Genomic DNA, 25774 nt, shown 5'->3' on the forward strand with positions numbered 1-25774 from the left:
GAATTTTTAGAAATCGGGTGTTATTATTTTTTATAAAAATTTAAATTTTGGGTTGATTTTCAATCAAAAAAATATATTTATATTGTAATACCCATGGCTCTTTTGTAATATAATACAATCAAGAAAGCGTGGGTTTTATTTGTTTAAAGCTAATAAAACACATTATTTATGGTATTAAGGCGAGTTGTTGTAACAGGATTAGGCGCACTTACCCCTATTGGGAATAACATCCAGGATTATTGGAACGCGCTTATTAATGGAGTAAGCGGTGCTGCCCCAATAACGTATTACGATACAGAGAAACATAAAACGAAATTTGCTTGTGAAGTAAAAAACTTCAACATCGAAGATTTTATGGATCGTAAAGAATCTCGTAGACTAGATAAATTTGCACAATATGCTGTTGCCGCAAGTGACGAAGCTATAAAAGATGCTGGTCTTACTGATGACAACGTCGACAAAGAAAGAGTTGGAGTTATCTGGGGAGCTGGAATTGGTGGTTTAGAAACTTTTCAAGAAGAAGTTATTTACTACGCTAAAGGAGACGGAACACCAAAATTCAATCCGTTTTTTATTCCTAAAATGATTGCTGATATTGCCCCTGCACACATTTCTATGAGAAATGGTTATATGGGACCAAATTATACAACTGTTTCTGCTTGTGCTTCTTCTGCCAATGCACTTATTGATGCTTTTAACTACATTCGTTTAGGAATGTGTGATATTATCATCTCTGGTGGATCTGAAGCTGCTATTACAATTGCAGGAATGGGAGGCTTTAACTCTATGCATGCTTTATCAACCAGAAATGATAGTCCTGAGACTGCTTCAAGACCTTTTGATGCTACTCGTGACGGTTTTGTTTTAGGTGAAGGAGCTGGTGCATTAGTACTTGAAGATTACGAACACGCTAAAGCACGTGGAGCAAAAATATATTGCGAAATTGGCGGTGGCGGAATGTCATCTGATGCGTACCACTTAACAGCACCTCATCCGGAAGGACTTGGTGTTATTGCTGTAATGAAAAACACATTACGTGATGCTGGTATGAAACCTGAAGATGTTGATCATATTAATACGCACGGTACATCTACTCCACTTGGAGATGTTGCTGAATTAAAAGCGATTAGTGCTGTTTTTGGTGATCATGCCAAAAACATCAATATCAACTCTACAAAATCTATGACTGGACACTTACTTGGTGCTGCTGGTGCTATCGAAGCTATTGCTTCTATACTTGCTATGCAACACGGTATTGTTCCTCCAACAATCAATCATACGGTTGCTGATGAGAAAATAGATCCTTCATTAAATTTAACACTAAACAAACCTCAAAAAAGAGAAGTAAATGTTGCTATGAGTAACACTTTTGGTTTTGGAGGTCACAATGCTTGTGTTTTATTTAAAAAATTAGTTGACTAATTTTCTTATGAGTATTTTCAAAAAAATATTTTCAAAATCCCGTTCTCAAGAAGACGGGATTTTTTTTGATTCTATTCAAAAAATCCTTGGTTTTCCACCTATTTCGCTTCAATTTTATAAGAAAGCCTTTACTCATCGCTCTTCTAATCGACTGGACGAAAACGGAAATCCTATTAACTACGAACGTTTAGAATTTCTTGGAGATGCAATGCTAAGTGCTGTAATTGCAGCACATCTCTTTAATAAAGCTCCTGCTGGAGATGAAGGTTACCTTACCAAGATGCGTTCTAAAATTGTAAGTAGAGAACATTTGAACGAACTTGGAAAAGATCTTAATCTGGCTCGTTTTATAGAAAGCAAAGTGCCTTTACAACACTTTGGAGAAAACATTCATGGTAACATTTTCGAATCACTTATTGGAGCCATTTATCTTGACAGAGGGTATTCATTTTGTGAAAAATTTATCCAGAGTAGCGTAATCGGTCCGTATGTAGATATTACCCGACTTGAGGGAAAAGTAATAAGCTATAAAAGCTTAGTTATTGAATGGTGTCAGAAAGAGAAAAAGATATTCCATTATGATATTTTTGAGGATAATGGCATTGGTGGAGAACGTTTATTTGGCGTCAAATTAAGTATTGACGATAAAGTAGTCGCAAGAGCGCGAGCAACTTCCAAAAAGAAAGCAGAAGAAAAAGCATCACAACGTGCGTATTTTGCATTTCAAGAAAAAATGGACAAGAAATAAAACTAGTTTTCTTAAAACTACATCGTTTTCGTTTATAAATTAACAAAAACATACCAATCTTAACTATTGAACCAGCAATAGAAATAGTATATTTACAACTTATTTTTTCAGGAAATGGCTATTCATAAATTAGAATTAGGCGAATTTGATGAAATTGATTATAATTTGATTGCCATACATACTTCTATGGAAGATTATCGACTGGCTTATTTTATCAATCAAAACTTCCCGGTTCTTTTGAGTAAAAGTAAAAATGAAATCCAAATTAATGTGAAAGAAGGTGAGACTCATTTTTCACGATTTGATTATTACGATGAAGAAAAAGAACTTTATTGGGATTTAATTCAAAATAAAAACGAAGTCATTCAGAATACACCAAATGACAGTCAGGATTTATTTTCAGATACTTCGATGGAGGTCGCCACAAAAGTATATCTACTACCTGAGTTTAAAAAAGTTGATTATTTTTTAAAAATTGAAAAGAGTGAGGAAGCTTTCGATATATTAAAAATACAACAAATATTAAATACCATTGATACCATCTCAACGGTTTATATAGTTGATACAAATAAAATAAAATCAAAAAACAATTTAATTTTTTAATAGAAATGCTTACAAACAAAAAAACCAAAATTGTAGCCACACTTGGGCCTGCATGTGGAACTAGAGAGATCATCAAGGACATGATCGAAGCAGGTGTTAATGTGTTTAGAGTTAATTTTTCGCATGCAGATTACGAAGGAGTAAAAGAGAAAATCAACATTATTAGAGGACTTAACGAAGAGTTTGGTTATACCACGGCAATACTCGGAGATTTACAAGGACCTAAACTTCGTGTAGGAGTAATGGAAGAAGGAGTTGTAGTAAACGATGGTGATGTAATCACTTTTACTACTGCAGAAGATATTATAGGTACTGCAAAAAAAGTTTTCATGAAGTACCAAAACTTTCCAAATGATGTAAATCCTGGAGAGCGTATTTTATTAGATGATGGAAAACTTATCTTTGAGATCCTTACAACTGATAAAAAAACAGAAGTTACCGCTGTAGTTATTCAAGGTGGTGAATTAAAATCTAAAAAAGGTGTAAACCTTCCTAATACTAAAATATCTTTACCTGCATTGACAGAAAAAGATATTGCAGATGCAATTTTTGCTATTGAGCAAAAAGTAGACTGGTTAGCTCTTTCTTTTGTAAAAACACCACGTGACTTACAAGACTTACAAGAGTTAATTGATAAACATTCTGATTATAAAATTCCGATTGTAGCTAAAATCGAAATGCCAGAAGCATTAGAGAATATGGATAAAATCGTTGCTTATTGTGACGCTTTAATGGTTGCTCGTGGAGATTTAGGAGTTGAACTTCCTGCTCACGAAGTACCATTAGTTCAAAAAGAATTAATCCGCAGAGCAAAAACTGCTCGTATTCCTGTAATTGTGGCAACACAAATGATGGAAACTATGATTACTAGTTTAACTCCAACTCGTGCGGAAGTAAACGACGTTGCAAACTCTGTTATGGATGGTGCTGATGCTGTAATGCTATCTGGAGAAACTGCTGCAGGAAACTATCCTGTTCAGGTTATCCAAAAAATGACACAAATTATCGAAGCCGTTGAAGACTCTCCGCTAATTCATGTTCCACAAAACACACCACAAATAAAAACAAAACGTTTTATTACTAAAACAATTTGTCAGCAAGCTGCGCTTATGGCTAACGTTATTAAAGCTAAGGCAATTTGCACACTTACAAATAGTGGTTATACTGCTTTCCAAATTTCGGCTTGGAGACCATCTGCTCACATTTTAGTATTTACTTCTAACAAAAGAATCTTAACTCAATTAAGTCTTTTATGGGGAGTTAAATCATTCTATTATGACAAAGATGTAAGTACTGATGATACTGTAACCGATGTAAATCAAATCGTAAAAGATAAAGGATATGTTGTAAAAGGAGATTACTTAATCAACCTAGCAGCAATGCCTATTAAAGATAAAGGAATGGTAAACACCATGAGAGTTTCTGAAATAGAGTAATCTTATCTGATTTCAAAATATTAAATCCGTCTTGTAGTTTCTACTTGACGGATTTTTATTTTATATCCCCTAGATATTATTTCCCAAAGAAAAAAACACAAAGAATCACTAAATTTTCTTTCTTATTATCCCACTTCACAACTAGCATTATGCAAGATTGGGAAATTACAAGAATTGGCTATAAAGCATAATTGATTTGCTTTTTTGTGCAGTTCTAATGCTAATTGAATTTTATCAGGATTAGCTATAGTAACTTTTGGATTTAATCGAACCTCAGTAAAGCGTCCGCTTCCGTCAAATTCTACTTCAAGAGTTGCTTCAGCATTATCAGAATAACTCAAAACTTCAATTCCGTTTTGACTGCATACATATAGATATGACATCATGTGGCACGAAACCAGACTGCTTAACAACATATCTTCTGGGTTATATAACTCTTCGTCGCCTTTAAAAGCTTTTGCCGCAGAAACACTCAAAACAGGCTTTCCTTCAATTATTATCTCATGATTTTTAGAAACAAAGCCTTTTTCATTTTTACTCGATGACCATTTGGCTTCTGCTTTAAATAAATGTTTAAATCCCATACTTTTTTATTAGTTAAAAAAATGCAACTTCTTAGTTTCCCACTATAATGAGTTACGCATGATCAGTGACGATTTGTTTTCGATGTTTTGCTTCTTTCCAGACAAAACCATCTTTGCCATAATTTTTCCCATTTCTTCAAAATTTGTCGAAATAGTTGTTATCCCGTTTTCTACCACTTTTTTTAATGGTGTTTCATTGTAAGAGATAATTCCGAAATCGTGACCAAGTTTTAAATCCTGACGCTTTGCTTTTTCGATAACCCGAACCAAATCTCTGTCATTAGGGATAATATATACCTCTCCTACTTTAATTTCTCTTTCTCTAAACTCAGTAATCACTTCATTCTCAAATAAAAAATCATTACAAAAATTTAGAAAACCAGTTTTCATTCCTAAAGGTTCTCTAAATCCTGGAAAAATCATAATTAATTTGTTGTACTTATCCAGCTTAGGCTTTCCCTTAACTAATGCATCATAAATATCTTTTGGGAAATTCTGACAAACTGAAGGATATGCTTTTAAAGCTTCACTCGTCTGATCCAAAATATAAACCTCATTTACTGGTAGGGTATTTATACAGGAAGCTGCATCTGCCAAATCGGTTGGCATAATTATATATTTAGTGTATGCTCCGTTATTATCATTTATTAGTTTCTTAAAAACCTTTGTATTGAAATAATAAAAAAAGATATCAACTTGTACTTCTTCTCCAATATTTCTTAAAAAGGAAATATAGATATCTTCCTTAAAATTATTAAGCTCATCAAAAAGTAAAAAAACGCGCTCTTTGATTGTGATTTCGACACTTTTAATATAATACCCCTTTCCTGGTATGGCATAAATAATCCCTCTTTTTTTTAATTCATCATAAGCCTGCAAAACAGTATCTCTTGATAAAGAAAAAGCCAAACACACTTTATTTACCGATGGCAATCTATCGCCTTTCTTTAAGTTTTTCTTATTAATACTACTCTCGATTGAAGCTATAATCTGTTTGTATTTAGGAATACCTAGATTATTCTGGATAGAAATTATATTCATAAAAGATAATATTTTCATGCAATATACAAAAAACTGGTAGGTGCTGGTATGGATTACATTAATAATATACATATTTTTGAATTTCATTTTTCACAAAAAAATAATGAAAATAAAACACAAATCACATTTTACAGATATAAACACAAAAGAATTCTTTGGTATATTACCTGACAACGAAGCTATTCATTCCTATAAATTAACCAATAAAAATGGCATGCAAGCCACTATTATCGATTATGGCGCAACGGTTACTTCCTTAATCGTACCCCTTGAAAACGGAGATCTTATAGATGTGGTTTTGGGTTTTGATACCTTAGAAAAATATTTAAAATCATACTCTTTTTCTGGCGCTCCTTATTTTGGCGCAACAATAGGACGATATGCCGGCAGAATAAACAACGGAACTTTTACCTTAAATGATAAGACTTATCTTTTAAACAAAAACAATAACAATCATGCTATACATGGCGGAAATATAGGCTTTGCTCAAAAAAAGTGGGAAGTTGAAACCATGACAGAGGGTGAAAATCAATCAATAACCATGACTCTTTTAAGTCCTGCAAATGAAGAAAATTATCCCGGAGATTTGTCTGTAAGCCTAACCTATACGCTAACTGATGACAATGAGCTACAATTAGAATATAATGCTACTACGACACAGGATACCATTATAAACTTAACGAATCACAGTTATTTTAATCTTAACGGACATGGTTCTAGCGTTACTGACCAAGAAATGATTGTAAACTCGGATAAAATATTAGAAACATCCTCTGAGAATATCCCAACAGGAAATATCTTAAATCTTTTAAACCATCCTTTCGATTTTAGAACTCCTGCAAACTGCCCTTCTATTATTGATAATTCATTTATAATAGAAACTAAAAATGATATTGCCGCTGCACTTTATAGCCCAACAAGCAGATTGCGAATGACGGTTTATACAGATCAACCAAGTGTACATGTTTTTGTAGGTGGTAATTGCTCCACCGAAATAAAAGGAAAAGAAGACGTTACTTATCATGCTTTAAGCGGTATTTGTTTTGAAACTCAAAACTATCCCGATGCGCCTAATCAATCTCGTTTTCCTAATTCGATACTAAGAAAAGAAGATAAATACCATCATAAAACTGTCTATAAATTTCAGTGTATTTAAAAAAACCAATAACTATAACCACGAAATACTTTATATTAATTATCTCCTTAAACACAATTAACCATGAACCAAAACCTTGCCATCGCAGATTATGCGGTTTTTATAATCTACTTTATTGTAGTATCTACCTACGGTTATACTATATATCGCAAACGTAAAAAAGACGAAAAAGACGCCAAAGCTTATTTTCTTGCCGAAGGAAACCTAACTTGGTGGGCAATAGGAGCTTCATTAATCGCATCTAATATTTCGGCAGAACAGTTTATAGGAATGAGTGGCGAAGGTTTCTTTTTAGGAATTGCTGTTGCTGCTTACGAATGGGTTGCTGCCATCACTTTAATAATTGTGGCTGTATGGTTTATTCCTGTTTATCTTAAAAACAAGATATACACTATGCCGCAGTTTTTAAAAACACGTTATAATGAATCAACAGCTTTGATTATGGCTGTTTTTTGGTTGTTCCTGTATGTTTTTGTAAACCTTACTTCTATTTTATACTTAGGAGCTGTAGCCATAAACGGATTGGCTGGAGGAGAATACCTTCATGTTATTATGGTAGGATTGGCACTTTTTGCTTTGATAATTTCATTGGGAGGAATGAAAGTTGTTGCTTACACAGATGTTATTCAGGTTGCTGTATTAATCATAGGCGGATTAGTAACTTCTTATATTGCTTTAACAACTGTAGGACAATATTTTGGCGTGGGTCAAAATGCAATTGCCGGTTTTAAAGTTTTGATGCGAGAAGCTCCAGAACATTTTAAAATGATTATCCCAAAACCAACAGCAACTTCCTCTCAGTTAGAAATAGATAAGTACTTAACTTTCCCTGGTATAATGTCTTACGTAGCCGGTATCTGGATTATCAACCTTAACTATTGGGGTTGTAACCAATACATAACTCAAAGAGCCTTGGGTGCCGATTTGCAAACTGCTCGTACGGGTATATTATTTGCTGGTTTCTTAAAACTATTAATGCCTCTAATTGTTATGTTACCTGGTATCGCCGCTTATGTTTTATATCAAAACGGACATTTACCTCAACTTGTTGGCGGAAAAGACGGAGCGTACTCTGCGGTATTAACTTTTTTACCAACAGGATTAAAAGGACTTTCGGTAGCTGCATTAACCGCGGCAATTGTAGCTTCATTGGCTGGTAAGGTAAATAGTATTTCGACTATTTATACGCTAGACATTCATAAAAAATATATTCAAAAAGAAGCTGGTGAAAAACAACAAGTAAACATCGGTCGAATTGCTGTTTTTGCCGCAATGCTTTTGGCTGTTTTATTTACTTGGAATGATATTTTAGGAATTGGCGGTGTTGGAGGTTTTACCTACATCCAAAAATACACTGGTTTTATAAGTCCTGGAGTTTTTGCCATGTTTATTCTTGGTATGTTCTGGAAAAGAACCACTGGAGCTGCAGCTATTGTAGGTGTGATTTTAGGATTTGTATTATCTATTTTATTCAATGAATATGCTCCAATATTATTTGGCAACGATACATTGTTATATACTGCTTATCCAAACGGAAAAGGAGCTTATGAGATTCCGTTCCATATTTGTATGGGATTATCTTTCTGCTTTACTACACTTGCAATGGTTCTTATAAGTTTTGCAGGTCCAAAAGTAAACCCGAAAGCATTTGAACTAGACACTACAATGTTTAAATTAAAACCACAAACAACTGTATTAATAGTAATTACTTTATTGATTATTGCCTCTCTATATGTGAAGTTCTGGTAATACGATACAGCTTAATTAATAAAGAAAGGATACTGTAAATGGTATCCTTTCTTTATTAAATAGAATAAGTTCTTTTAAAAAGCGAACATTAAAAAATTAACAAGACAAATAACACTTTACAAATAACCTTTAATTACATTTGAGCACTAAAAAAATTAATAAACCAACCGTTTAAGCATAAACAAAAAATGAAAAAACTAATAGTTGCCTTTTTATTTCTCTCTTTCGCAATGTCTGCACAAGACATGAAAGTTGTATCTGGAGATTTTAAATTCTTGAAAGACCAAAAAGAAATTAATACCGAATTTGATTATAGCAACTTTACTATGATGAAAGAAAATAAACCAGAAGCACAATATGTTGAAGAACACAAAGTCGATTTAGACAAAAAAGCAAAAGGGAACGGAAATCTTTGGTACAAAAGATGGGTCGTTGCCAAAGAACAAATCTGGACTCCAAAATTTTTAGAAATAGGAAACATTGTATTATCTAAAGCTGGTAAAGACGTAAACTTTCAGGAAGGCTTAAATACCCCTTATACTTTAATCGTACAAACAGTATGGATTTATCCGGGCTGGGACGCAGGAATTATGAAACAACCTGCAAAAGTTACGACTAATTTAAAATTTGTAGAAACAGCTAATAAATCAAATGTATTGTTAGAAATAAAAAGCGAAGAAGCCCCAGGAGATCAATGGGGAAATAATTTTAATAATGAAACAAGAATTGGAGAGGGTTATGCCAAGACAGCAAAATCACTTTCTAAAATGATTCTGAAGAAAGCATACAAATAAGATTCAAAAAACAAAAACCCTAGTTTTCACTAGGGTTTTGTTTTTTCTTACTTTCCATATTTAAGAGGTAAGCCATATTTTTAATTACATTATCGTGTTTCTTCACAAATGGATTTTCTTCATCCCAAACATATCCAGCAAGCACAGCACAGATTTTACGTTTTACATCTGGGTTCTCTGGCTGATGAAAGAATAACGTTTGTAAATTTCCTGTGTACCATTCTTTCACGTAAGTGGTAAAAACATTAATTCCACGTTTCATATATTTGGTAAATTCTACTTCCCAATCTACAGGAATTCCTTGAGATTGTTTCAAATAAAGTTTTGCAGCAAGCATACCCGATTCGGTAGCAAAAGCAACTCCTGATGAAAATACAGGATCTAAAAATTCAGTACTATTTCCTGTCAAAGCAAATCCATCACCATACATTTTCTTTACCGAACGCGAATAGTTTTCTAACTTTATTGGTTCGAATAAAAACTCTGTTCCCTGAAATCTTTTAATATAATAATCTGAAAGCTGAATCGCATTTTTTAATGCTTCGGCATTGTCTTTATTCTCAGAAAGTGAATTGATGAAATCTGTAGGGCCTACCACTCCTAAACTTGTATTTCCGTTAGAGAAAGGAATTACCCATAACCAAACTTCAGTTTCAAGAACATCAAAAGAAATCATTGTTCCCTCTACACCTTCTGGTCTGTTAATATCTTTTACATGCGTAAAAATAGAAGAATGCGGATCTAAAGCCGATGGTTTATCCAAATCTAAAAGTCTTGGTAAAACTCTACCGTAACCACTAGAATCAATAATAAATTTGGCGTGAATCTCTTTTAAATTTCCATTTACATCTTTCACAATTGTTTTTGAATTGCTTCCTTCAAAAGAAACTTCTATAACTTCCGACTCAAATTCTAAATCAATTCCTTTTCGAATTAATTCCTGAGCCATCGTATTGTCAAAATCGGCTCTGGGAACTTGCCAGGTCCAATCCCAACCTTCAGAAAATTTATTAGAAAAATCAAAAACACAAATTTCATTTCCTCTTATAAATCTCGCTCCTAACTTTTTCTCAAAGTTCATTGCATTGAGACTATCAAATAATTCTGCTTCGGCAAAATGATCCATTACACGTGGTATTAAACTCTCACCAACAACAATTCTAGGAAATTTAGTTTTCTCAACAACCTTTATCTTACAATTATTCTTACGTAAATAAGCTGCTGATACGCATCCAGAGGGTCCCGCTCCTATTATTAAAACATCTACAAACTCCTTTAACATATACGAATTGTTATTAATTATTGCCTTACATTTGCCATCATCAAAATAACTACATTTATTTTAATAAATAAAATTAATTTAGCATAATCAAAAAGGGTTAAATGAACACAATTGGCGAATATTTAAGTTTAAAAGAATTTGAATCCATAATCTTTGGAAATAGTAAAATAGACATTAGTAAAACTGTCTTAGACCGGGTAAATGAAAGCTTTGATTTCTTAAAAGAATTCTCTGGCAACAAGGTGATCTATGGTGTAAATACTGGTTTTGGACCAATGGCTCAATACCGTATCAAAGACGAAGACCGAATTCAATTACAATACAATTTAATAAGAAGCCACTCTTCAGGAACAGGAAAACCTTTAAATGCAGCTTGTGTAAAAGCAGCAATTCTAGCTCGATTAAACACACTTTCTTTAGGAAATTCCGGAGTACATCCTTCGGTAATTCATTTAATGAAAGAATTCATAAATAAAGATATTACTCCATTAATTTTTGAACATGGAGGAGTTGGAGCAAGTGGAGATTTGGTTCAGTTATCTCACTTGGCATTAACATTAATAGGTGAAGGCGAAGTTTTTTACAAAGGCGAAAGAAGACCTACAAAAGAGGTTTTTGAAATTGAGAACCTAACTCCTATTCAGGTAGAAATAAGAGAAGGTCTTGCGCTTATAAACGGAACCTCTGTAATGACAGGAATAGGTGTAGTAAATGTACATCACGCCAATAAATTATTAGATTGGTCATTAAAGTTTTCATGCGCAATTAATGAAATTGTACAGGCTTATGACGACCATTTTTCGGAAGAATTAAACCAAACAAAACGTCATAAAGGACAACGAGAAGTAGCTGCAAGAATGAGAGAAAACCTCTCAGACAGTACCTTAATCCGTAAAAGAGAAGATCACTTATATACTGGAGAAAATACCGAAGAAATCTTTAAAGAAAAAGTACAGGAATATTATTCTTTAAGATGTGTACCACAAATTCTAGGTCCAATCTTAGAAACTATCAATAATGTAGGTTCGATTCTAGAAGATGAGTTTAACTCGGCAAATGATAATCCTATTATAGATGTAAAAAACAAACATGTATATCATGGAGGTAACTTTCATGGCGACTACATTTCATTGGAAATGGACAAGCTAAAAATTGTTATTACCAAACTTACCATGCTTGCAGAACGTCAATTGAATTATTTATTAAATTCTAAAATAAACGAAATCCTTCCTCCATTTGTAAATCTTGGAACATTAGGATTTAATTTCGGAATGCAAGGCGTTCAGTTTACTGCAACCTCAACAACTGCCGAAAACCAAATGTTGTCTAACCCAATGTATGTACACAGTATACCAAACAACAATGACAATCAAGACATTGTAAGCATGGGAACAAATGCTGCTGTTATTACTGCAAAGGTGATAGAAAATTCATTTGAAGTTTTGGCTATAGAACTGATTACTATTGTTCAGGCAATTGATTACTTAGAACAAAAAGATCAAATCTCGTCTGTGACCAAAAAAATATATGACGATATTAGAACAATTATACCTAAATTTAAAGAAGATCAGGTTATGTATCCTTTTGTTCAGAAAGTAAAAGACTACCTGATAAATAATTAATATTTTATTTTACATTATTAATCTTGAATCTTAAAATCATGAAAAAAACACTTATTTTTTTATTGCTGTGCAGCATTCAATTTGTTAATAGTCAAGAACTGGCATTAGTTAAGAAAAACGGAAAAATTGGATATCTTACTAAAGATGGAACATTTCGTATTGAACCTCAGTACAAAACTGCAAGAAGTTTTTCTGAAGGCTTAGCTGCTGTAGAAGATAATGGAAAATGGGGGTTTATCGATACTAAAGGAGCTTGGGCAATTCCAGCTACTTTTGATAACGCCAAAGATTTTAATAGTGGTATTTGTATCGTATCTAAAGATAAAAAATGGGTTTACATCAATACCAAAGGAGAGGTACAAATTGCACCACCTTCGGATAAATTATATGATTTTGGAGATGGTGTTGCTTTTATAAAACAAGGAAACAAAATTGGATTAATCAATTCAAAAATGGCGGTTATTTTAGAACCAAAATATGACGTTATCAAACCTTTTGAAAATGGTTTTGCAAGAGTAGAAAATAATAAAAATTGGGGAATTATAAATACTGCTGGAAAAGAGGTTATAGAACCTGCTTATGCCGAAATTGGTAATTATAATAAAAACACGGCTTGGGCCAGAAAAGACAAAATTTTTGGATTAGTATCTGGTGGGAAATTTATTCCGGTAGAAGGTGCTGATAAAATTTGGGATTTCGAATCTCAAGATTTGACTTATGCCAGAAAAGATGGAAAAATCGGATTCATTGACTTAAAAGGAAGTTGGGCAATTCTGCCAATATATGATAAAGCAAAAGCCTTTTCTAAAAATCTAGCTCCGGTTTGTATTGGATCTAAATGGGGATATATTAACCCTAAAGCAGATTTTGTTATTCCGCCAACTTATAGTGATGCCGAAGTTTTTAGTACAAATGGATTAGCTCCTGTAAAAGAAAAAAACTGGGGATTTATTAATGAATCAGGAAAACTAGTAATCCCAACTCAATATACCATAACGGCAAACGGATTTGTCATTGCTCTATTTGTACAACAAGACAAAGGTTTTATAGATGGCTTAGCAAGAGTAAAAAATGAAGGAAAATGGGGATTTCTTAAACCAGACGGAACTGTATTAGGCAACCAATGGTTTGAAAACGCTGAACTATTTTCGCAAACAAAAGAAAAAAATACTATAAGTGAAATCGCCTCTGATAAACCAAAAACTGAAACAAAGTCAGAAACTAAAACAAAACCGGTTACAAAACCAGTAAGTAAAAAAAAGCGATAACATAAATCGACTATAAAAAATAAAATTTACATATATGAAATGTGCATTAGTAACTGGTGGTTCACGAGGAATTGGGAGTGCTATTTGTAAAAAATTAGCTGTAGATACAGAGTACCACATTCTGATTAACTATCATTCAAACAAAATTGCTGCCGAACAAACACTTGAAGAAGTAAAAAAATTAGGCGCAACTGCTGAGATTATACAATTTGATGTTTCTAATTTTGAAGAAGTTCAAAATGTATTAACCAAATGGCAGGATGCAAATCCTGAAGCCATCGTTGAGGCAATTGTAAACAACGCCGGAATTACAAAAGATGGATTGTTTATGTGGATGTCACAAGAAGACTGGAATGGAGTTATGAACACAAGTGTAGGTGGTTTTTTTAATGTCACACAATTTTTTATTCAAAAAATGCTCCGCAATAAATACGGACGCATTGTAAATATGGTTTCAGTTTCGGGAGTAAAAGGTACGCCTGGTCAAACCAATTATTCTGCTGCAAAAGGCGCAATTGTAGCTGCTACCAAAGCATTGGCTCAAGAAGTAGCCAAAAGAAATATTACCGTAAATGCCGTTGCACCAGGGTTTATAAAAACAGATATGACGAGCCAGTTAGACGAAAAAGAATTATTAAAATTAATTCCTGTTAATCGTTTTGGCGAAGCCGAAGAAGTGGCAAATTTGGTAAGCTTTTTGATTTCAAATAAATCAAGTTATATAACTGGTGAAGTTATAAACATAAACGGCGGAATATATTCTTAAAAAATTACTATAAAAAAGAAGATGAATAGGAGAGTTGTAATTACAGGAATGGGGATTTACTCATGTATCGGAACTTCATTAAATGAAGTAAAAGAATCCTTGTACAATGGAAAATCAGGAATACAATTTGATGCAGAGAGAAAAGAATTTGGTTTTCAATCGGCCTTAACTGGTATGGTTCCAAAACCAGATTTAAAAAGTCTACTAACCCGAAGACAACGTATGAGCATTGGTGAAGAAACCGAATATGCTTATATGGCTACCATCGAAGCATTGAAAAATGCTGGAATAGATGATTCTTTTTTCGACAATAACGAAGTTGGTATTATGTATGGTAACGATAGCGTATCTAAAGCTATTATTGATGCAACCGACATTGTTCGAGAAAAAAAAGATACAGCCTTAATTGGTTCTGGAGCAATTTTTAAATCCATGAACTCTACTGTTACAATGAACCTTTCAACAATCTTTAAGTTAAGAGGTATTAATTTAACCATAAGTGCCGCTTGTGCAAGTGGATCCCACGCCATAGGTCTGGCTTATTTTTTAATAAAAAGCGGATTTCAAGATATTGTAATTTGTGGTGGAGCACAAGAAATCAACAAATATGCAATGAGCAGTTTTGATGGTTTAGGTGTTTTTGCTTCCGAAGATGATGATCCTACCAAAGCATCAAGACCTTTTGATTCTGGTCGTGATGGCTTAGTGCCAAGTGGCGGAGGAGCAACTTTAATCTTAGAAAGTTATGAATCTGCGATAAAACGTGGTGCAACTATAATTGCCGAAGTTGGCGGTTACGGATTTTCATCAAATGGAGGACATATTTCGACTCCAAATGTCGAAGGTCCAGCCATAGCAATGCAAAGAGCACTTGATGATGCAAAATTAAATGCATCGGACATTGACTACATAAATGCACATGCTACCTCTACTCCTGTTGGAGATGAAAATGAGGCCAAAGCAATCTTTGAAATCTTTGGAAAAAGCAATCCTTATGTAAGTTCCACAAAATCAATGACAGGGCATGAATGCTGGATGGCAGGTGCTAGCGAAGTCATTTATTCTATACTAATGATGCAAAATGATTTTATAGCTCCAAACATCAATTTAGAAAACCCAGACGAAGCCGCAGCTAAATTAAATTTAGTTAAAACTACGTTAAATAGAAAAATTGATATATTTTTGTCCAATTCCTTCGGATTTGGAGGAACAAATTCTGCACTCGTAGTTAAAAAGTTTAAATAGAATAATGAATAAGCAAGAGATAATAGAAAAGATTAATGGTTTTTTGGTTGATGAATTTGAAGTTGATAATGATGACATTGAACCGAACGCTAATTTAAAAGATACTTTAGGACTAGATAGTTTAGATTATGTAGACTTGGTAGTATCTATTGAATCAAATTTTGGCGTAAAATTAGTTGAAGTTGATTTCGTTGGCATTGCTACTTTTCAAAACTTTTATGACCTTATCGAAACCAAACTAAAAGCCAAAACTGCTTAATGAGCAAATGGGATGGCAAATCAAAAGGAACTGTTTTAGGATATAGAATATTCGTTTTTTTAATACAAAAAGCGGGTGTTAGATCTGCCTACTTTCTCCTGTACTTTGTCGCATCTTATTATTTCCTTTTTCTCAAAAAAAGCAATCGTGCCATCTTTTATTACTTTAATAAAAGACTAGGCTACTCCTATTTTAAATCCAAAAAAATGGTCTTCAAAAGTTACTATACTTTTGGACAAACCATAATAGATAAAGTCTCCATTTCTGCCGGAATGAGAGAACAATTTACCTATGAATTTGATGGAATCGAAACACTAAAAAAACTACTTGCTGAACAAAAAGGTGGTGTTTTAATTAGTGCCCACATTGGGAATTTTGAAATTGCAGAACATTTCTTCGGAGAAATCGATATCAATTTTCAAATCAATTTGGTTACTACCGACTTGGAACATTCGGATATAAAAAAATATTTAGAAAGTGTTACCCAAAAACCAACTGTCAAGTTTATTATCATAAAAGACGATTTGTCCCATATTTTCGAAATCAATGCTGCTCTGGGCAGAAACGAACTTATCTGTTTTACAGGAGATCGTTATTTTGAAGGAACAAAATCATTATCAGACAAACTATTAGGACAAGAAGCTAATTTCCCTGCTGGACCATTTTTAATTGCTTCCCGATTAAAAGTTCCCGTAGTTTTTGTGTATGTAATGAAAGAACCAAACTTGCATTATCACTTATATGCTCGTGAAGCTGCTGTAAAACATCGTGACGAAAAAGGGTTATTACGTGCTTACATAGAAAACGTCGAATCCATGCTTGAAAAGTATCCGCTACAATGGTTCAATTATTTTGATTTTTGGAATCAATTAAAAAACACAAAATAAAACAAGCCACCGCACATATAGTAAGAATTCTTTTATACTTTAGCAAATCTTAAAATAAAGTATGAAAGAGCTTGATACTATCATAATTGGTTCAGGAGTTGGCGGCTTAGCAACAGGAATTTGTTTAGCAAGAGCTGGGCAAAAAGTCTTAATCCTTGAGCAACATTATGTTCCAGGTGGCTGGAGTCATAGCTTTACGTTAAAAGGACAACGTTTTAGTCCTGGCGTACATTATGTAGGTCTTATAGATAAAGGAGCCTCTACCAATGAACTTTATCGTGGCTTAGGAATTGCCAATGATATGGTGTTTTTCCGAATGAATAAAAAAGCTTACGAACATTGCCTGATCGGAAACCAAACTTTTGATTTACCAGCAGGAATCGACAACCTCAAAAAAACACTTTCATCACATTTTCCTAAAGAAGAAAAAAACATAACCGAATATCTTTCCTTAGTCGAGAAAGTAAATTTTGAATTGCAACTAATGCCAAAACTAAAAGGTTTGTGGCAGAAAATAACAGTTCCGTTCCGAACCAAACATTTTGGCAAGTTTGCCTTATTCCCTTTAAAAAAAGTAATTGGCTGGCATATAAAAAACCCAATCCTCAAAGCTGTTCTTAATATACAATGTGGTGATCATGGACTTTCGCCAAATAGAGCCTGTTTCCCTGTACATTGTTCCGTGATGGGACATTATTTTGATGGAGGCTTTTATCCCATGGGCGGAGGTGGAGGTATTGTAAAAGCAATGACAAATGGAGTAAAAAAACATGGTGGAGAAGTTCGCATAAAGCAAAATGTCAAAAGAATAATTATTGAGAATAAAAAAGCAATAGGAGTTGAACTCGAAAACGGAGAAACCATTTTTGCTAAAAATATTATTTCTAATGCTGATCCGTCTATTACTTATTTAAACTTAATAGGTAAAGAACATTTAAGTAAATCACTTATTAAGAAACTACAGAAAACTAAATACTCCGTAACCTCATTAATTTTATTCCTGACATTAGATATGGATGTTACCCAATTTAATATTGATTCGGGGAATATATGGATGATGAAAGATGAAAACGACGATGAAAATTTTGAAAACCTAATGAGTAACAACATTGATTCTGGCGATTCATTTCCAGCCGTTTTTATAAGTTGCACAACCCTTAAAGATCCAGCAAGTTTTAACGGAAGGTATCACAATTTTGAAATCGTTACTTATGTAAATTATGACAACTTAAAGGATTTTAACGGATTAGAAGATTATCATAATGAAGAATATAAAGTTTTCAAAGAAAAAGTGATTGATAAACTGATGAACAATCTGGAGAAAATCATTCCAAATGCAAAACAAAATATTGTTCAAGCCGAATTAGGAACACCAAAAACAAATGAGTTTTATATCAATTCGACCAAAGGCAACGTATATGGAACCGAAAAAACATTAAATCAAGTTGGTCCATTCTCCTATAAAAACAAAACCGAGATTGAAAATTTATTTTTATGCGGAGCTTGTACACTATCACATGGTGTTGCAGGGGCAACCTATTCAGGAGTTGCTGCCGCCGCTTTGATTCTTAATTGCACATCCGACGAATTACTTATTGAAGATAAAAATCAAGAAATTCGTATTTATGATGCCGAAGATGAATCGACTTGGCCAGATTGGATTCACACAAAGCGAACCGATAAAATCAGAAAATTCGTTTCATAAAATTAATTACTTTTGCCATAACCAAAAGCCACAACCAAAATGAAAAATGTTCTTTTTATTTATTACTCTCAATCTGGACAACTCGAAAGTATAGCTCGGAATATAGCGAAACCTTTCTTGAATTCAGACGAGTTTAAAGTAACGTTTCATGAAATACAATTAGAAAAACCTTTTCCTTTTCCTTGGGATAAAGATTCTTTTTTTAATGCTTTTCCTGAGTCATTTAGGCAAATCCCAACAGCATTAAAACCAGTTCCAGAAGAAATACTAAATACAAAATTCGACTTAGTTTTATTAAACTATCAAGTTTGGTATTTATCCCCTTCTATCCCTATTAACTCCTTTTTAAAAAGTCCCGAAGCACATAAAATATTAAATAATACTCCTGTTGTAACCATAAGTGGTTCAAGAAATATGTGGATTATGGCGCAGGAAAAAATTAAAGTTTTACTAAAAGAAGCCAATGCAAATTTGGTTGGAAACGTAGCTTTAGTAGATCGCGTTGGCAATTTAATAAGTGTGATTACTATTGTAGAATGGATGTTCTCTGGAGTTAAAAAAAAGTATTTGGGTATTTTCCCTTTACCAGGAGTATCTGAAAAAGATATTCAGGAATCCTCAAAATTTGGAGATATTATTGCTTCAAATCTAAAAGAAAATAATTTAAAAGACCTACAACCTAAACTAATCGCAAATTCAGCCGTTCGTATTAGTTCTTATTTGGTAACCGTAGATAAAACTGCTAATAAAATTTTTACCAAATGGTCAGGATTAATCTCCAGAAATGATAAAAACAGAAAAGTACTCCTTAAGGTATTTAATGTTTATTTATTCCTCGCGATTTGGTTAATATCCCCAATAGTGTATATATTGCACGTTATTACATATCCTATTAAAATAAACAAAATAAAAAAAGAAACTCAATATTACCAAGGAGTTTAGCACCCATATTATGTTTGAAGTATATATTACAAAAGCCGCAAAATATTTGCCAAATGAAGCTGTCACAAATGATGAAATGGAAAGCTATTTGGGCCTTATCAACGATGCCGTTTCCAAAGCGAGACGTATTATTTTGCGCAATAACAAGATTGTAAGTAGGTATTATGCAATAGACAAAGAAGGAAAAAGCACGCATAATAATGCTGAGCTAACGCATAATGCTATCGTAAAATTATTTGATAACGATTTTACTCCACAAGATATGGAAGTCCTTTCTTGCGGAACCTCAACACCAGATCTTTTTTTACCATCCCATGCAGCTATGGTTCATGGATTACTAAAGAACAAATCGGTTGAGTTGAACTCTTCATCAGGAGTTTGCTGCGCAGGAATGAATTCGCTAAAATATGGTTTCCTTTCTATTAAATCAGGAAATTCAAAAAATGCCGTTTGTACAGGATCTGAGAAAGTTTCGTCATGGTTCTTATCACAAAAATATAATCCAGAAGTTTCTAATTTAAAGAATCTGGAAGAACTTCCTATAATCGCTTTTAAAAAGGATTTTTTAAGATGGATGTTATCCGATGGTTCTGGTGCTTTTTTATTAGAAAATAAACCAAGAGGACCTATTTCCTTAAAAATAGAATGGATGGAAGCTTTTTCGTATGCGTATGAATTAGAGACTTGCATGTATGCCGGAGGAGATAAACTTGAAAGTGGTGAAATAAAACCTTGGAGTGATTACTCTCCAGAAGAATGGTTAAACGAATCTATATTTTCTATCAAACAAGATGTAAAATTATTAGATGAATTTATCTTGGCTAAGGGCGCAAAAAGCATGAGTGAAGCAATGGCAAAAAATGCTGTTACTGCAGACCAGATTGATTATTTTATCCCTCACGTTTCTTCTCATTTTTTTGTTGAAGGTTTAAAGAAAAACCTTGAAGAAAACAATGTAGGAATAGCCGATGAAAAATGGTTTATGAATCTTGCTAATGTTGGAAACGTAGGTTCGGCATCGATTTATCTTGCTGTTGAAGAATTAATGAACTCAGGAAAATTAAAAGTAGGCGACCGCATTCTTTTATCAGTTCCCGAAAGCGGACGATTCTCATTTGCGTATGCGTATTTAACGGTTTGCTAAATCATGACAAAACCTATTCTAGATAAAGAAGCAGTCGAAAATTTATTACCTCAAAAGTTTCCTTTTGTAATGGTAGACAAAATGTTTTCATTTGATGAAAGTTCTTTGGTTGCTGGCTTAAAAATTCAAAGTGAAAATATTTTCTCAGAAAACGGAATTTTTTTAGAAGCTGGATTAATAGAACATATGGCGCAATCTGTGGCTTTACATACAGGATATGTTTTTTTCTTAAAACAAGAAAAAGCACCGACAGGATATATAGGTTCTATCAAGCAAATTGATATAAAGAAACTGCCTAGTGTAAACGACGAAATTCAATCGACGATTACTATTATACAAGAATTTGCCGGAATAACATTGGTAGATATTGTTACGACCTTAAACAACGAAGAAATTGCCAACGGACAAATGAAAACCGTTTTGGCTAAATAATATAACAAATGGACACTCTAGTAGACATCCGAAATTATCTCCCGCACCGTGAGCCAATGCTTATGGTCGATTTGATTCTTACGATAGATGCTCAAAGTGTAGAAACCATTTTTTTAATTAAAGAAGACAATATCTTTGTCGATAAGAATATTTTTATCGAAGCCGGATTAATTGAGAATGTGGCGCAAACCTGCTCTTCTATTGTAGCACAAAAATATTTTGCTAATCCTGACAAAGAAGAAAATGTAAGCGTTATTGGTTTTATCAGTACGCTTAAAAATCTTAAAATATACGAATTGCCAAAAGTGAACACGAGCATAATTACACGAGCAACATTGGTTTCTAAATTTACTGGAGACGATTATACATTATGTACGATGAGTTGCGAAAGCTTTCATGAAGAAACACAACTTTTAGAATGTGAAATTAATTTGTTCATTCAAAAGACAAATCCAATCATGCAATAATTTAAACATGGATTTAAAAAAAATATTGTTTCATGTTTTAATACGAATAGCAATTTTAGCATTATTGCTAGGAAGTCTTTTCCTCATTTGGAGTTTTACATATGATCCTCATAAACATTGTGACGGAGATATGCACCGACATGTTGATGGTGGTTTAGGATTATTCATTTTTGGATTCCTAATTATCCAAATGTATTGTATTGGTCTATTTGCTGAAATGATCTATTTATTTATCAAAAAAAGAAAAAAACCAGCTTTTGCAAATTTGGGTATTTTAACAATTCTTGCTTTTATAACAGCTGCTTTTATGTTCGGAATATCATAGTTTAAAGACAATATGGAAAAAGAAAAAGTACCACAAGACCAAGGGAATTTGACCAAAAACAATATGAAAGAACTTGTATATGCAACCGACGAAAACGGTAATTATACTACAGCTCTAAGTACAGGTTGGGAACCTAAAACTATTGCACTTTCTAATTCTATCGATGAAATAAACGAACGCATCGCCGATGCAAAATTGCAAGTCAGAAACGGAGAAGTAAGCCCTATTTGCTATTTTATGGAATTGAACCGAATGGATTTATTAATCCTTTCCAATTATGTTGGTCTGTGGAAATGGCGCGTAAAAAGGCATTTTAAACCCGCTATCTTTGCAAAACTAAATGACCGGATTTTACAAAAATATGCTGATGCTTTTTCAATCACAGTATCCGAATTAAAAAATTTTAAAACAGATTAATGCAAACTACTTTTACACATCATCAATCGGCGCATTGCGAAAATGGAGTAGCTTCAAATTTGCTAAAAAACAGCGGTTTAAATTTAAGTGAACCTATGGTTTTTGGTATTGGCTCGGGGCTTTTTTTTGTGTACCTGCCTTTTATAAAAGTTAATTATGCACCTGCAATAAGTTACAGAACCTTACCAGGACAAATTTTTAGGAGAGTTGCCAATAGATTACATTTAAAAATAAAAAGACAAAAGTTTTCATCCGTTTCCAAAGCAAGCCAAGCTTTAGATGAAAATCTAAAAAATAATATCCCAACAGGATTACAAGTCGGTGTTTACAACCTAACTTATTTTCCAGACGAATATCGCTTTCATTTCAATGCTCATAACTTAGTGGTTTACGGAAAAACCGATACCGATTATCTTATTAGCGACCCTGTAATGGAAACCGTTACCACGCTTACACATGACGACTTAGACAAAGTCCGTTTTGCCAAAGGTGCTTTTGCTCCAAAAGGTCAAATGTATTATCCGATTCATATTCCTGAGAACGTTGATTTAAAAAGTGCGATTATCAAAGGAATAAAAAATACTTGCCGCGATATGCTTGCGCCAATGCCTATTATTGGTGTTAAAGGAATAAAACTAGTTTCGGGAAAAATACGCAAATGGCCTCTTAAACACGGAACCAAAAAGGCCAATCATTACCTGGCGCAAATGGTACGAATGCAAGAAGAGATAGGAACTGGTGGCGGAGGTTTCCGTTTTATATATGCTGCTTTTTTACAAGAAGCTGCCGTTATTTTAAACAATGAAGATTTAAAAATCCTTTCGAAAGAAATGACTCAAATTGGAGATTCATGGCGAGATTTTGCTGTAGAAGCTTCAAGAATCTACAAAAACCGAAGTGCCAAAAACGATGCTTACAATACCATTGCCGACCAACTTTTGGACATTGCCAATAGAGAAGAAGTGTTTTTCAAGAAATTAAAAAAAGCAATTAGCTAATATATTTTGCAACCTATTATTCAAATAACATCCCTTTCTAAAAAGTACAAAAATGCAGAAATGTATTCTTTGAACGATTTAACGCTTACGATAAACGAAGGTCAGATTTTTGGTTTATTAGGTCCAAACGGAGCTGGAAAAACCACATTAATTTCTATGCTCTGTGGTTTAGTCAAGCCTACTTCGGGTTCTTTTACAATTAACGGAATGACATATGGAACTAATGCTACCAAAATAAAAAAAATTATCGGCGTTGTTCCTCAGGAGTATGCCTTATATCCTACCCTAACCGCAAGAGAAAATTTGCATTATTTCGGGAGTATGTACGGCTTAAAAGGTCAGGATTTAAAAGACAAAGTAATCGAAACTTTAGACCTTTTGGGTTTACTGAAATTTGCAGACAAACGCATCGAAACCTTTTCAGGAGGAATGAAAAGAAGAATCAATTTAATTGCAGGGATATTACACAATCCTAAAATTATATTTCTGGATGAGCCAACTGTTGGTGTCGATGTACAATCTAAAAATGCTATTATTGATTACCTAAAATACCTCAACCAAAACGGAACTACTATAATCTATACTTCGCATCATTTATCTGAGGCGGAAGATTTTTGTAGCGATATTGCGATACTTGACCAAGGGAAAATTTATGCCCAAGGCACTCCGTCAGGATTAATATCGAATACACAAAATGCCCAAAACCTAGAGGACGTTTTTATTTCATTAACTGGTAAAGAACTGAGAGATGATATATAAACTATGGATGTCCGTCGTGAAAGAATTTCTTTTACTGAAAAGAGATTTAGGAGGATTAATCATTTTATTTGTGATGCCTCTGGTACTTGTTATTACCGTAACCTTAATTCAGGACAGTACATTTAAAACCGTAAGCGATTCCAAAATCGAAATTCTTCTCGTTAATAACGACAACGGTTCAGTAGCCAAAACAGTTTATGATAATTTACAAAAAAGCAACCTGTTTACTGTAGTTACCCAAATTAACAATATTCCTTTAACCGAGGCTGTTGCCAAAGAAGCTGTTTATAAAGGAAAATATCAATTGGCGATTGTAATTCCACAAAACTTAAGTAAAGATTTACAGGCAAAAATCGACCAGAATGTACAAAAAATAGTGAGCAGCATTGGTTTAACCGATACACTTGCCCAGACTGAAACTCCTAAAATAATCAACCAAAAGGAGGTTAAACTATACTTTGACCCTGCGGTACAAATGAGTTTCAAGAATGCGGTCATGAACTCTATCGATAAGATGATCTCGCAAATAGAAACACATTCTATATACACTGCTTTTCAGGAACAATTAGGAGAAGGAAGCGCTAGTTTTGAACAAAAAAGTTTTATCACTTTCAAAGAAATAGTTCCTAGAGTAAACAACAAAGAAGTGTTGCCAAATTCGACACAACATAACGTTCCGGCTTGGACACTTTTTGCCATGTTCTTTATTGTGATTCCGCTTTCGATTAATATTGTAAAAGAAAAAACACAAGGAACCTTCGTTCGATTATTAACAAATCCAGTTTCAAATCGTGTTGTAATGTTGGGCAAAACAATTACGTATTCTGTAATTTGCATGATTCAGTTTTACATGATGGTAGCTGTAGCCGTATTTCTATTTCCAGAAATTGGTTTGCCACCACTTAATATCGAAGGACATTTATTTTTAATGAGTATCGTTGCGTTGTTCTCTGGATTTGCTGCTATAGGTTTCGGGATTTTATTAGGAACCGTTGCCAAAACACAAGAACAATCGGCACCCTTTGGCGCAACAAGTGTTATTATCTTAGCTGCAATTGGTGGAGTTTGGGTTCCTGTTTTTGCAATGCCAAAAATTATGCAAATTATCGCCAAATCATCACCGATGAACTGGGGATTAAATGCCTTTTATGATGTGTTATTACGTAACGCATCTATCTTAGAAATCATTCCGGAAATAAGTTTATTATTTCTGTTTTTTATAATTACCACAACAATTGCCTTAGCATATGATAAGAAGAAAAGAGCAGTATAACGAAGCTATTGCATTAACAGTTACCGAAGAAGTTAGAGTTCGCTTTAACGAAACCGACGCGCTCGGAATCGTTTGGCACGGCTATTATATAACTTATTTTGAAGATGGTCGTGAAGCTTTCGGGCGTAAACACAAACTTACCTATCTGGATGTTGCCGAAAGTGGCTATACAACCCCAATTGTAAAATCTATTTGCGAACATAAATTATCTTTACGTTATGGCGATGTCATTCGGGTAGAAACAAGTATTGTAGATACTCCTGCCGCAAAAATAATTTTTAGATTTAGAATTTTCAATACCAATGATGAGATTGTCTGCACAGGCGAAACCACTCAGGTATTTTTAAATAAAGAAGGAAACTTAATGCTTACCAATCCTCCATTTTATGAAGAATGGAAGAGAAAAGTAGGATTATTGAAGTAAAAACAAACACGAATTATCACGAAATA

Annotated in this window: 27 protein-coding genes; 24 read left to right on the forward strand and 3 right to left on the reverse strand. The window is 33.5% G+C overall.

Going from position 1 to position 25774, the window contains the following annotated elements; all coding sequences use genetic code 11:
• The first annotated feature begins 168 nt into the window (after positions 1-168).
• The 4 genes from fabF to pyk all read left to right on the forward strand — a co-directional run bounded on the left by fabF (position 169) and on the right by pyk (position 4209).
• Positions 169-1422, forward strand: a complete 1254-nt coding sequence (gene fabF, locus B8T70_RS02920; protein WP_039113407.1) for a beta-ketoacyl-ACP synthase II — start codon at positions 169-171, stop codon at positions 1420-1422.
• Between the two features lie 7 nt (positions 1423-1429).
• On the forward strand, positions 1430-2170 hold the full coding sequence (locus tag B8T70_RS02925) for a ribonuclease III family protein (protein ID WP_039113406.1): 741 nt from the start codon (positions 1430-1432) through the stop codon (positions 2168-2170).
• A 114-nt stretch (positions 2171-2284) separates the two neighbouring features.
• Positions 2285-2773, forward strand: a complete 489-nt coding sequence (locus B8T70_RS02930) for an IPExxxVDY family protein (protein WP_035620033.1) — start codon at positions 2285-2287, stop codon at positions 2771-2773.
• A 5-nt stretch (positions 2774-2778) separates the two neighbouring features.
• On the forward strand, positions 2779-4209 hold the full coding sequence (gene pyk / locus B8T70_RS02935) for a pyruvate kinase (protein ID WP_086893866.1): 1431 nt from the start codon (positions 2779-2781) through the stop codon (positions 4207-4209).
• Between the two features lie 125 nt (positions 4210-4334).
• On the opposite strand, the gene B8T70_RS02940 is transcribed toward pyk, so the two are convergent.
• Positions 4335-4793 carry an OsmC family protein gene (locus tag B8T70_RS02940; protein WP_086893867.1) on the reverse strand — a complete coding sequence of 153 codons (459 nt, stop codon included), beginning with the start codon at positions 4791-4793 and terminating at the stop codon, positions 4335-4337.
• Between the two features lie 42 nt (positions 4794-4835).
• Positions 4836-5834 (reverse strand): GntR family transcriptional regulator, encoded by a 999-nt coding sequence (locus B8T70_RS02945; protein ID WP_086893868.1) that lies wholly within the window; start codon positions 5832-5834, stop codon positions 4836-4838.
• Positions 5835-5937: 103 nt separating this feature from the next.
• On the opposite strand from B8T70_RS02945, the gene B8T70_RS02950 reads away from it, so the two are divergent.
• The 3 genes from B8T70_RS02950 to B8T70_RS02960 all read left to right on the forward strand — a co-directional run bounded on the left by B8T70_RS02950 (position 5938) and on the right by B8T70_RS02960 (position 9533).
• Complete coding sequence (locus B8T70_RS02950) at positions 5938-6990, forward strand: aldose epimerase family protein (protein ID WP_086893869.1); 1053 nt, start codon at positions 5938-5940, stop codon at positions 6988-6990.
• A gap of 63 nt (positions 6991-7053) precedes the next feature.
• The gene (locus B8T70_RS02955) at positions 7054-8739 is read left to right on the forward strand and encodes a sodium/sugar symporter (protein ID WP_086893870.1); all 1686 of its coding nucleotides are present in this window, start codon (positions 7054-7056) and stop codon (positions 8737-8739) included.
• A 188-nt stretch (positions 8740-8927) separates the two neighbouring features.
• Positions 8928-9533: a hypothetical protein gene (locus B8T70_RS02960; RefSeq protein WP_039113397.1), complete on the forward strand. Its 606-nt coding sequence runs from the start codon at positions 8928-8930 to the stop codon at positions 9531-9533.
• Between the two features lie 19 nt (positions 9534-9552).
• On the opposite strand, the gene B8T70_RS02965 is transcribed toward B8T70_RS02960, so the two are convergent.
• Positions 9553-10815 carry an NAD(P)/FAD-dependent oxidoreductase gene (locus B8T70_RS02965; protein ID WP_086893871.1) on the reverse strand — a complete coding sequence of 421 codons (1263 nt, stop codon included), beginning with the start codon at positions 10813-10815 and terminating at the stop codon, positions 9553-9555.
• A 101-nt stretch (positions 10816-10916) separates the two neighbouring features.
• Here B8T70_RS02965 and hutH point away from each other — a divergent pair, with 101 nt between their 5' ends.
• The 17 genes from hutH (at position 10917) to B8T70_RS03050 (ending at position 25748) form a co-directional block, all read left to right on the forward strand.
• The gene (hutH, locus tag B8T70_RS02970) at positions 10917-12437 is read left to right on the forward strand and encodes a histidine ammonia-lyase (RefSeq protein ID WP_086893872.1); all 1521 of its coding nucleotides are present in this window, start codon (positions 10917-10919) and stop codon (positions 12435-12437) included.
• A gap of 38 nt (positions 12438-12475) precedes the next feature.
• On the forward strand, positions 12476-13705 hold the full coding sequence (locus tag B8T70_RS02975) for a WG repeat-containing protein (RefSeq protein WP_086893873.1): 1230 nt from the start codon (positions 12476-12478) through the stop codon (positions 13703-13705).
• Between the two features lie 34 nt (positions 13706-13739).
• Complete coding sequence (fabG, locus tag B8T70_RS02980; RefSeq protein WP_086893874.1) at positions 13740-14471, forward strand: 3-oxoacyl-ACP reductase FabG; 732 nt, start codon at positions 13740-13742, stop codon at positions 14469-14471.
• Positions 14472-14492: 21 nt separating this feature from the next.
• The gene (locus tag B8T70_RS02985; RefSeq protein ID WP_039117453.1) at positions 14493-15716 is read left to right on the forward strand and encodes a beta-ketoacyl synthase; all 1224 of its coding nucleotides are present in this window, start codon (positions 14493-14495) and stop codon (positions 15714-15716) included.
• Positions 15717-15720: 4 nt separating this feature from the next.
• Positions 15721-15975, forward strand: coding sequence for an acyl carrier protein (locus B8T70_RS02990; protein ID WP_035620058.1), 255 nt, complete (start codon positions 15721-15723; stop codon positions 15973-15975).
• On the forward strand, positions 15975-16862 hold the full coding sequence (locus B8T70_RS02995) for a lipid A biosynthesis acyltransferase (protein ID WP_086893875.1): 888 nt from the start codon (positions 15975-15977) through the stop codon (positions 16860-16862). The genes B8T70_RS02990 and B8T70_RS02995 overlap by 1 nt, the downstream gene beginning before the upstream one ends.
• A 61-nt stretch (positions 16863-16923) precedes the next feature.
• The gene (locus B8T70_RS03000) at positions 16924-18567 is read left to right on the forward strand and encodes an NAD(P)/FAD-dependent oxidoreductase (RefSeq protein WP_086893876.1); all 1644 of its coding nucleotides are present in this window, start codon (positions 16924-16926) and stop codon (positions 18565-18567) included.
• 39 nt (positions 18568-18606) lie between these two features.
• Positions 18607-19509: a hypothetical protein gene (locus B8T70_RS03005; RefSeq protein ID WP_086893877.1), complete on the forward strand. Its 903-nt coding sequence runs from the start codon at positions 18607-18609 to the stop codon at positions 19507-19509.
• 10 nt (positions 19510-19519) lie between these two features.
• Entirely contained in the window at positions 19520-20653 is a 1134-nt protein-coding gene (locus tag B8T70_RS03010) for a beta-ketoacyl-ACP synthase III (RefSeq protein WP_086893878.1), read from the forward strand.
• Positions 20654-20656: 3 nt separating this feature from the next.
• The gene (locus B8T70_RS03015) at positions 20657-21085 is read left to right on the forward strand and encodes a hypothetical protein (protein WP_369827343.1); all 429 of its coding nucleotides are present in this window, start codon (positions 20657-20659) and stop codon (positions 21083-21085) included.
• 8 nt (positions 21086-21093) lie between these two features.
• Positions 21094-21552 (forward strand): ABC transporter permease, encoded by a 459-nt coding sequence (locus tag B8T70_RS03020; RefSeq protein WP_086893880.1) that lies wholly within the window; start codon positions 21094-21096, stop codon positions 21550-21552.
• A gap of 7 nt (positions 21553-21559) precedes the next feature.
• Positions 21560-21877 carry a hypothetical protein gene (locus B8T70_RS03025; protein WP_039113381.1) on the forward strand — a complete coding sequence of 106 codons (318 nt, stop codon included), beginning with the start codon at positions 21560-21562 and terminating at the stop codon, positions 21875-21877.
• Between the two features lie 12 nt (positions 21878-21889).
• Positions 21890-22294, forward strand: coding sequence for a hypothetical protein (locus B8T70_RS03030; protein WP_086893881.1), 405 nt, complete (start codon positions 21890-21892; stop codon positions 22292-22294).
• Complete coding sequence (locus B8T70_RS03035; RefSeq protein ID WP_086893882.1) at positions 22294-23292, forward strand: BtrH N-terminal domain-containing protein; 999 nt, start codon at positions 22294-22296, stop codon at positions 23290-23292. Before B8T70_RS03030 ends, B8T70_RS03035 begins: the two co-directional genes overlap by 1 nt.
• Positions 23293-23352: 60 nt before the next feature.
• The gene (locus B8T70_RS03040; RefSeq protein WP_039117446.1) at positions 23353-24051 is read left to right on the forward strand and encodes an ABC transporter ATP-binding protein; all 699 of its coding nucleotides are present in this window, start codon (positions 23353-23355) and stop codon (positions 24049-24051) included.
• The gene (locus B8T70_RS03045; RefSeq protein ID WP_039117445.1) at positions 24041-25324 is read left to right on the forward strand and encodes an ABC transporter permease; all 1284 of its coding nucleotides are present in this window, start codon (positions 24041-24043) and stop codon (positions 25322-25324) included. The genes B8T70_RS03040 and B8T70_RS03045 overlap by 11 nt, the downstream gene beginning before the upstream one ends.
• On the forward strand, positions 25299-25748 hold the full coding sequence (locus B8T70_RS03050) for a thioesterase family protein (RefSeq protein WP_039117444.1): 450 nt from the start codon (positions 25299-25301) through the stop codon (positions 25746-25748). Before B8T70_RS03045 ends, B8T70_RS03050 begins: the two co-directional genes overlap by 26 nt.
• Positions 25749-25774 lie beyond the last annotated feature (26 nt).

Origin of the sequence: Flavobacterium sp. AJR, from assembly GCF_002156885.1 — a bacterium.
Taxonomy (GTDB): domain Bacteria; phylum Bacteroidota; class Bacteroidia; order Flavobacteriales; family Flavobacteriaceae; genus Flavobacterium.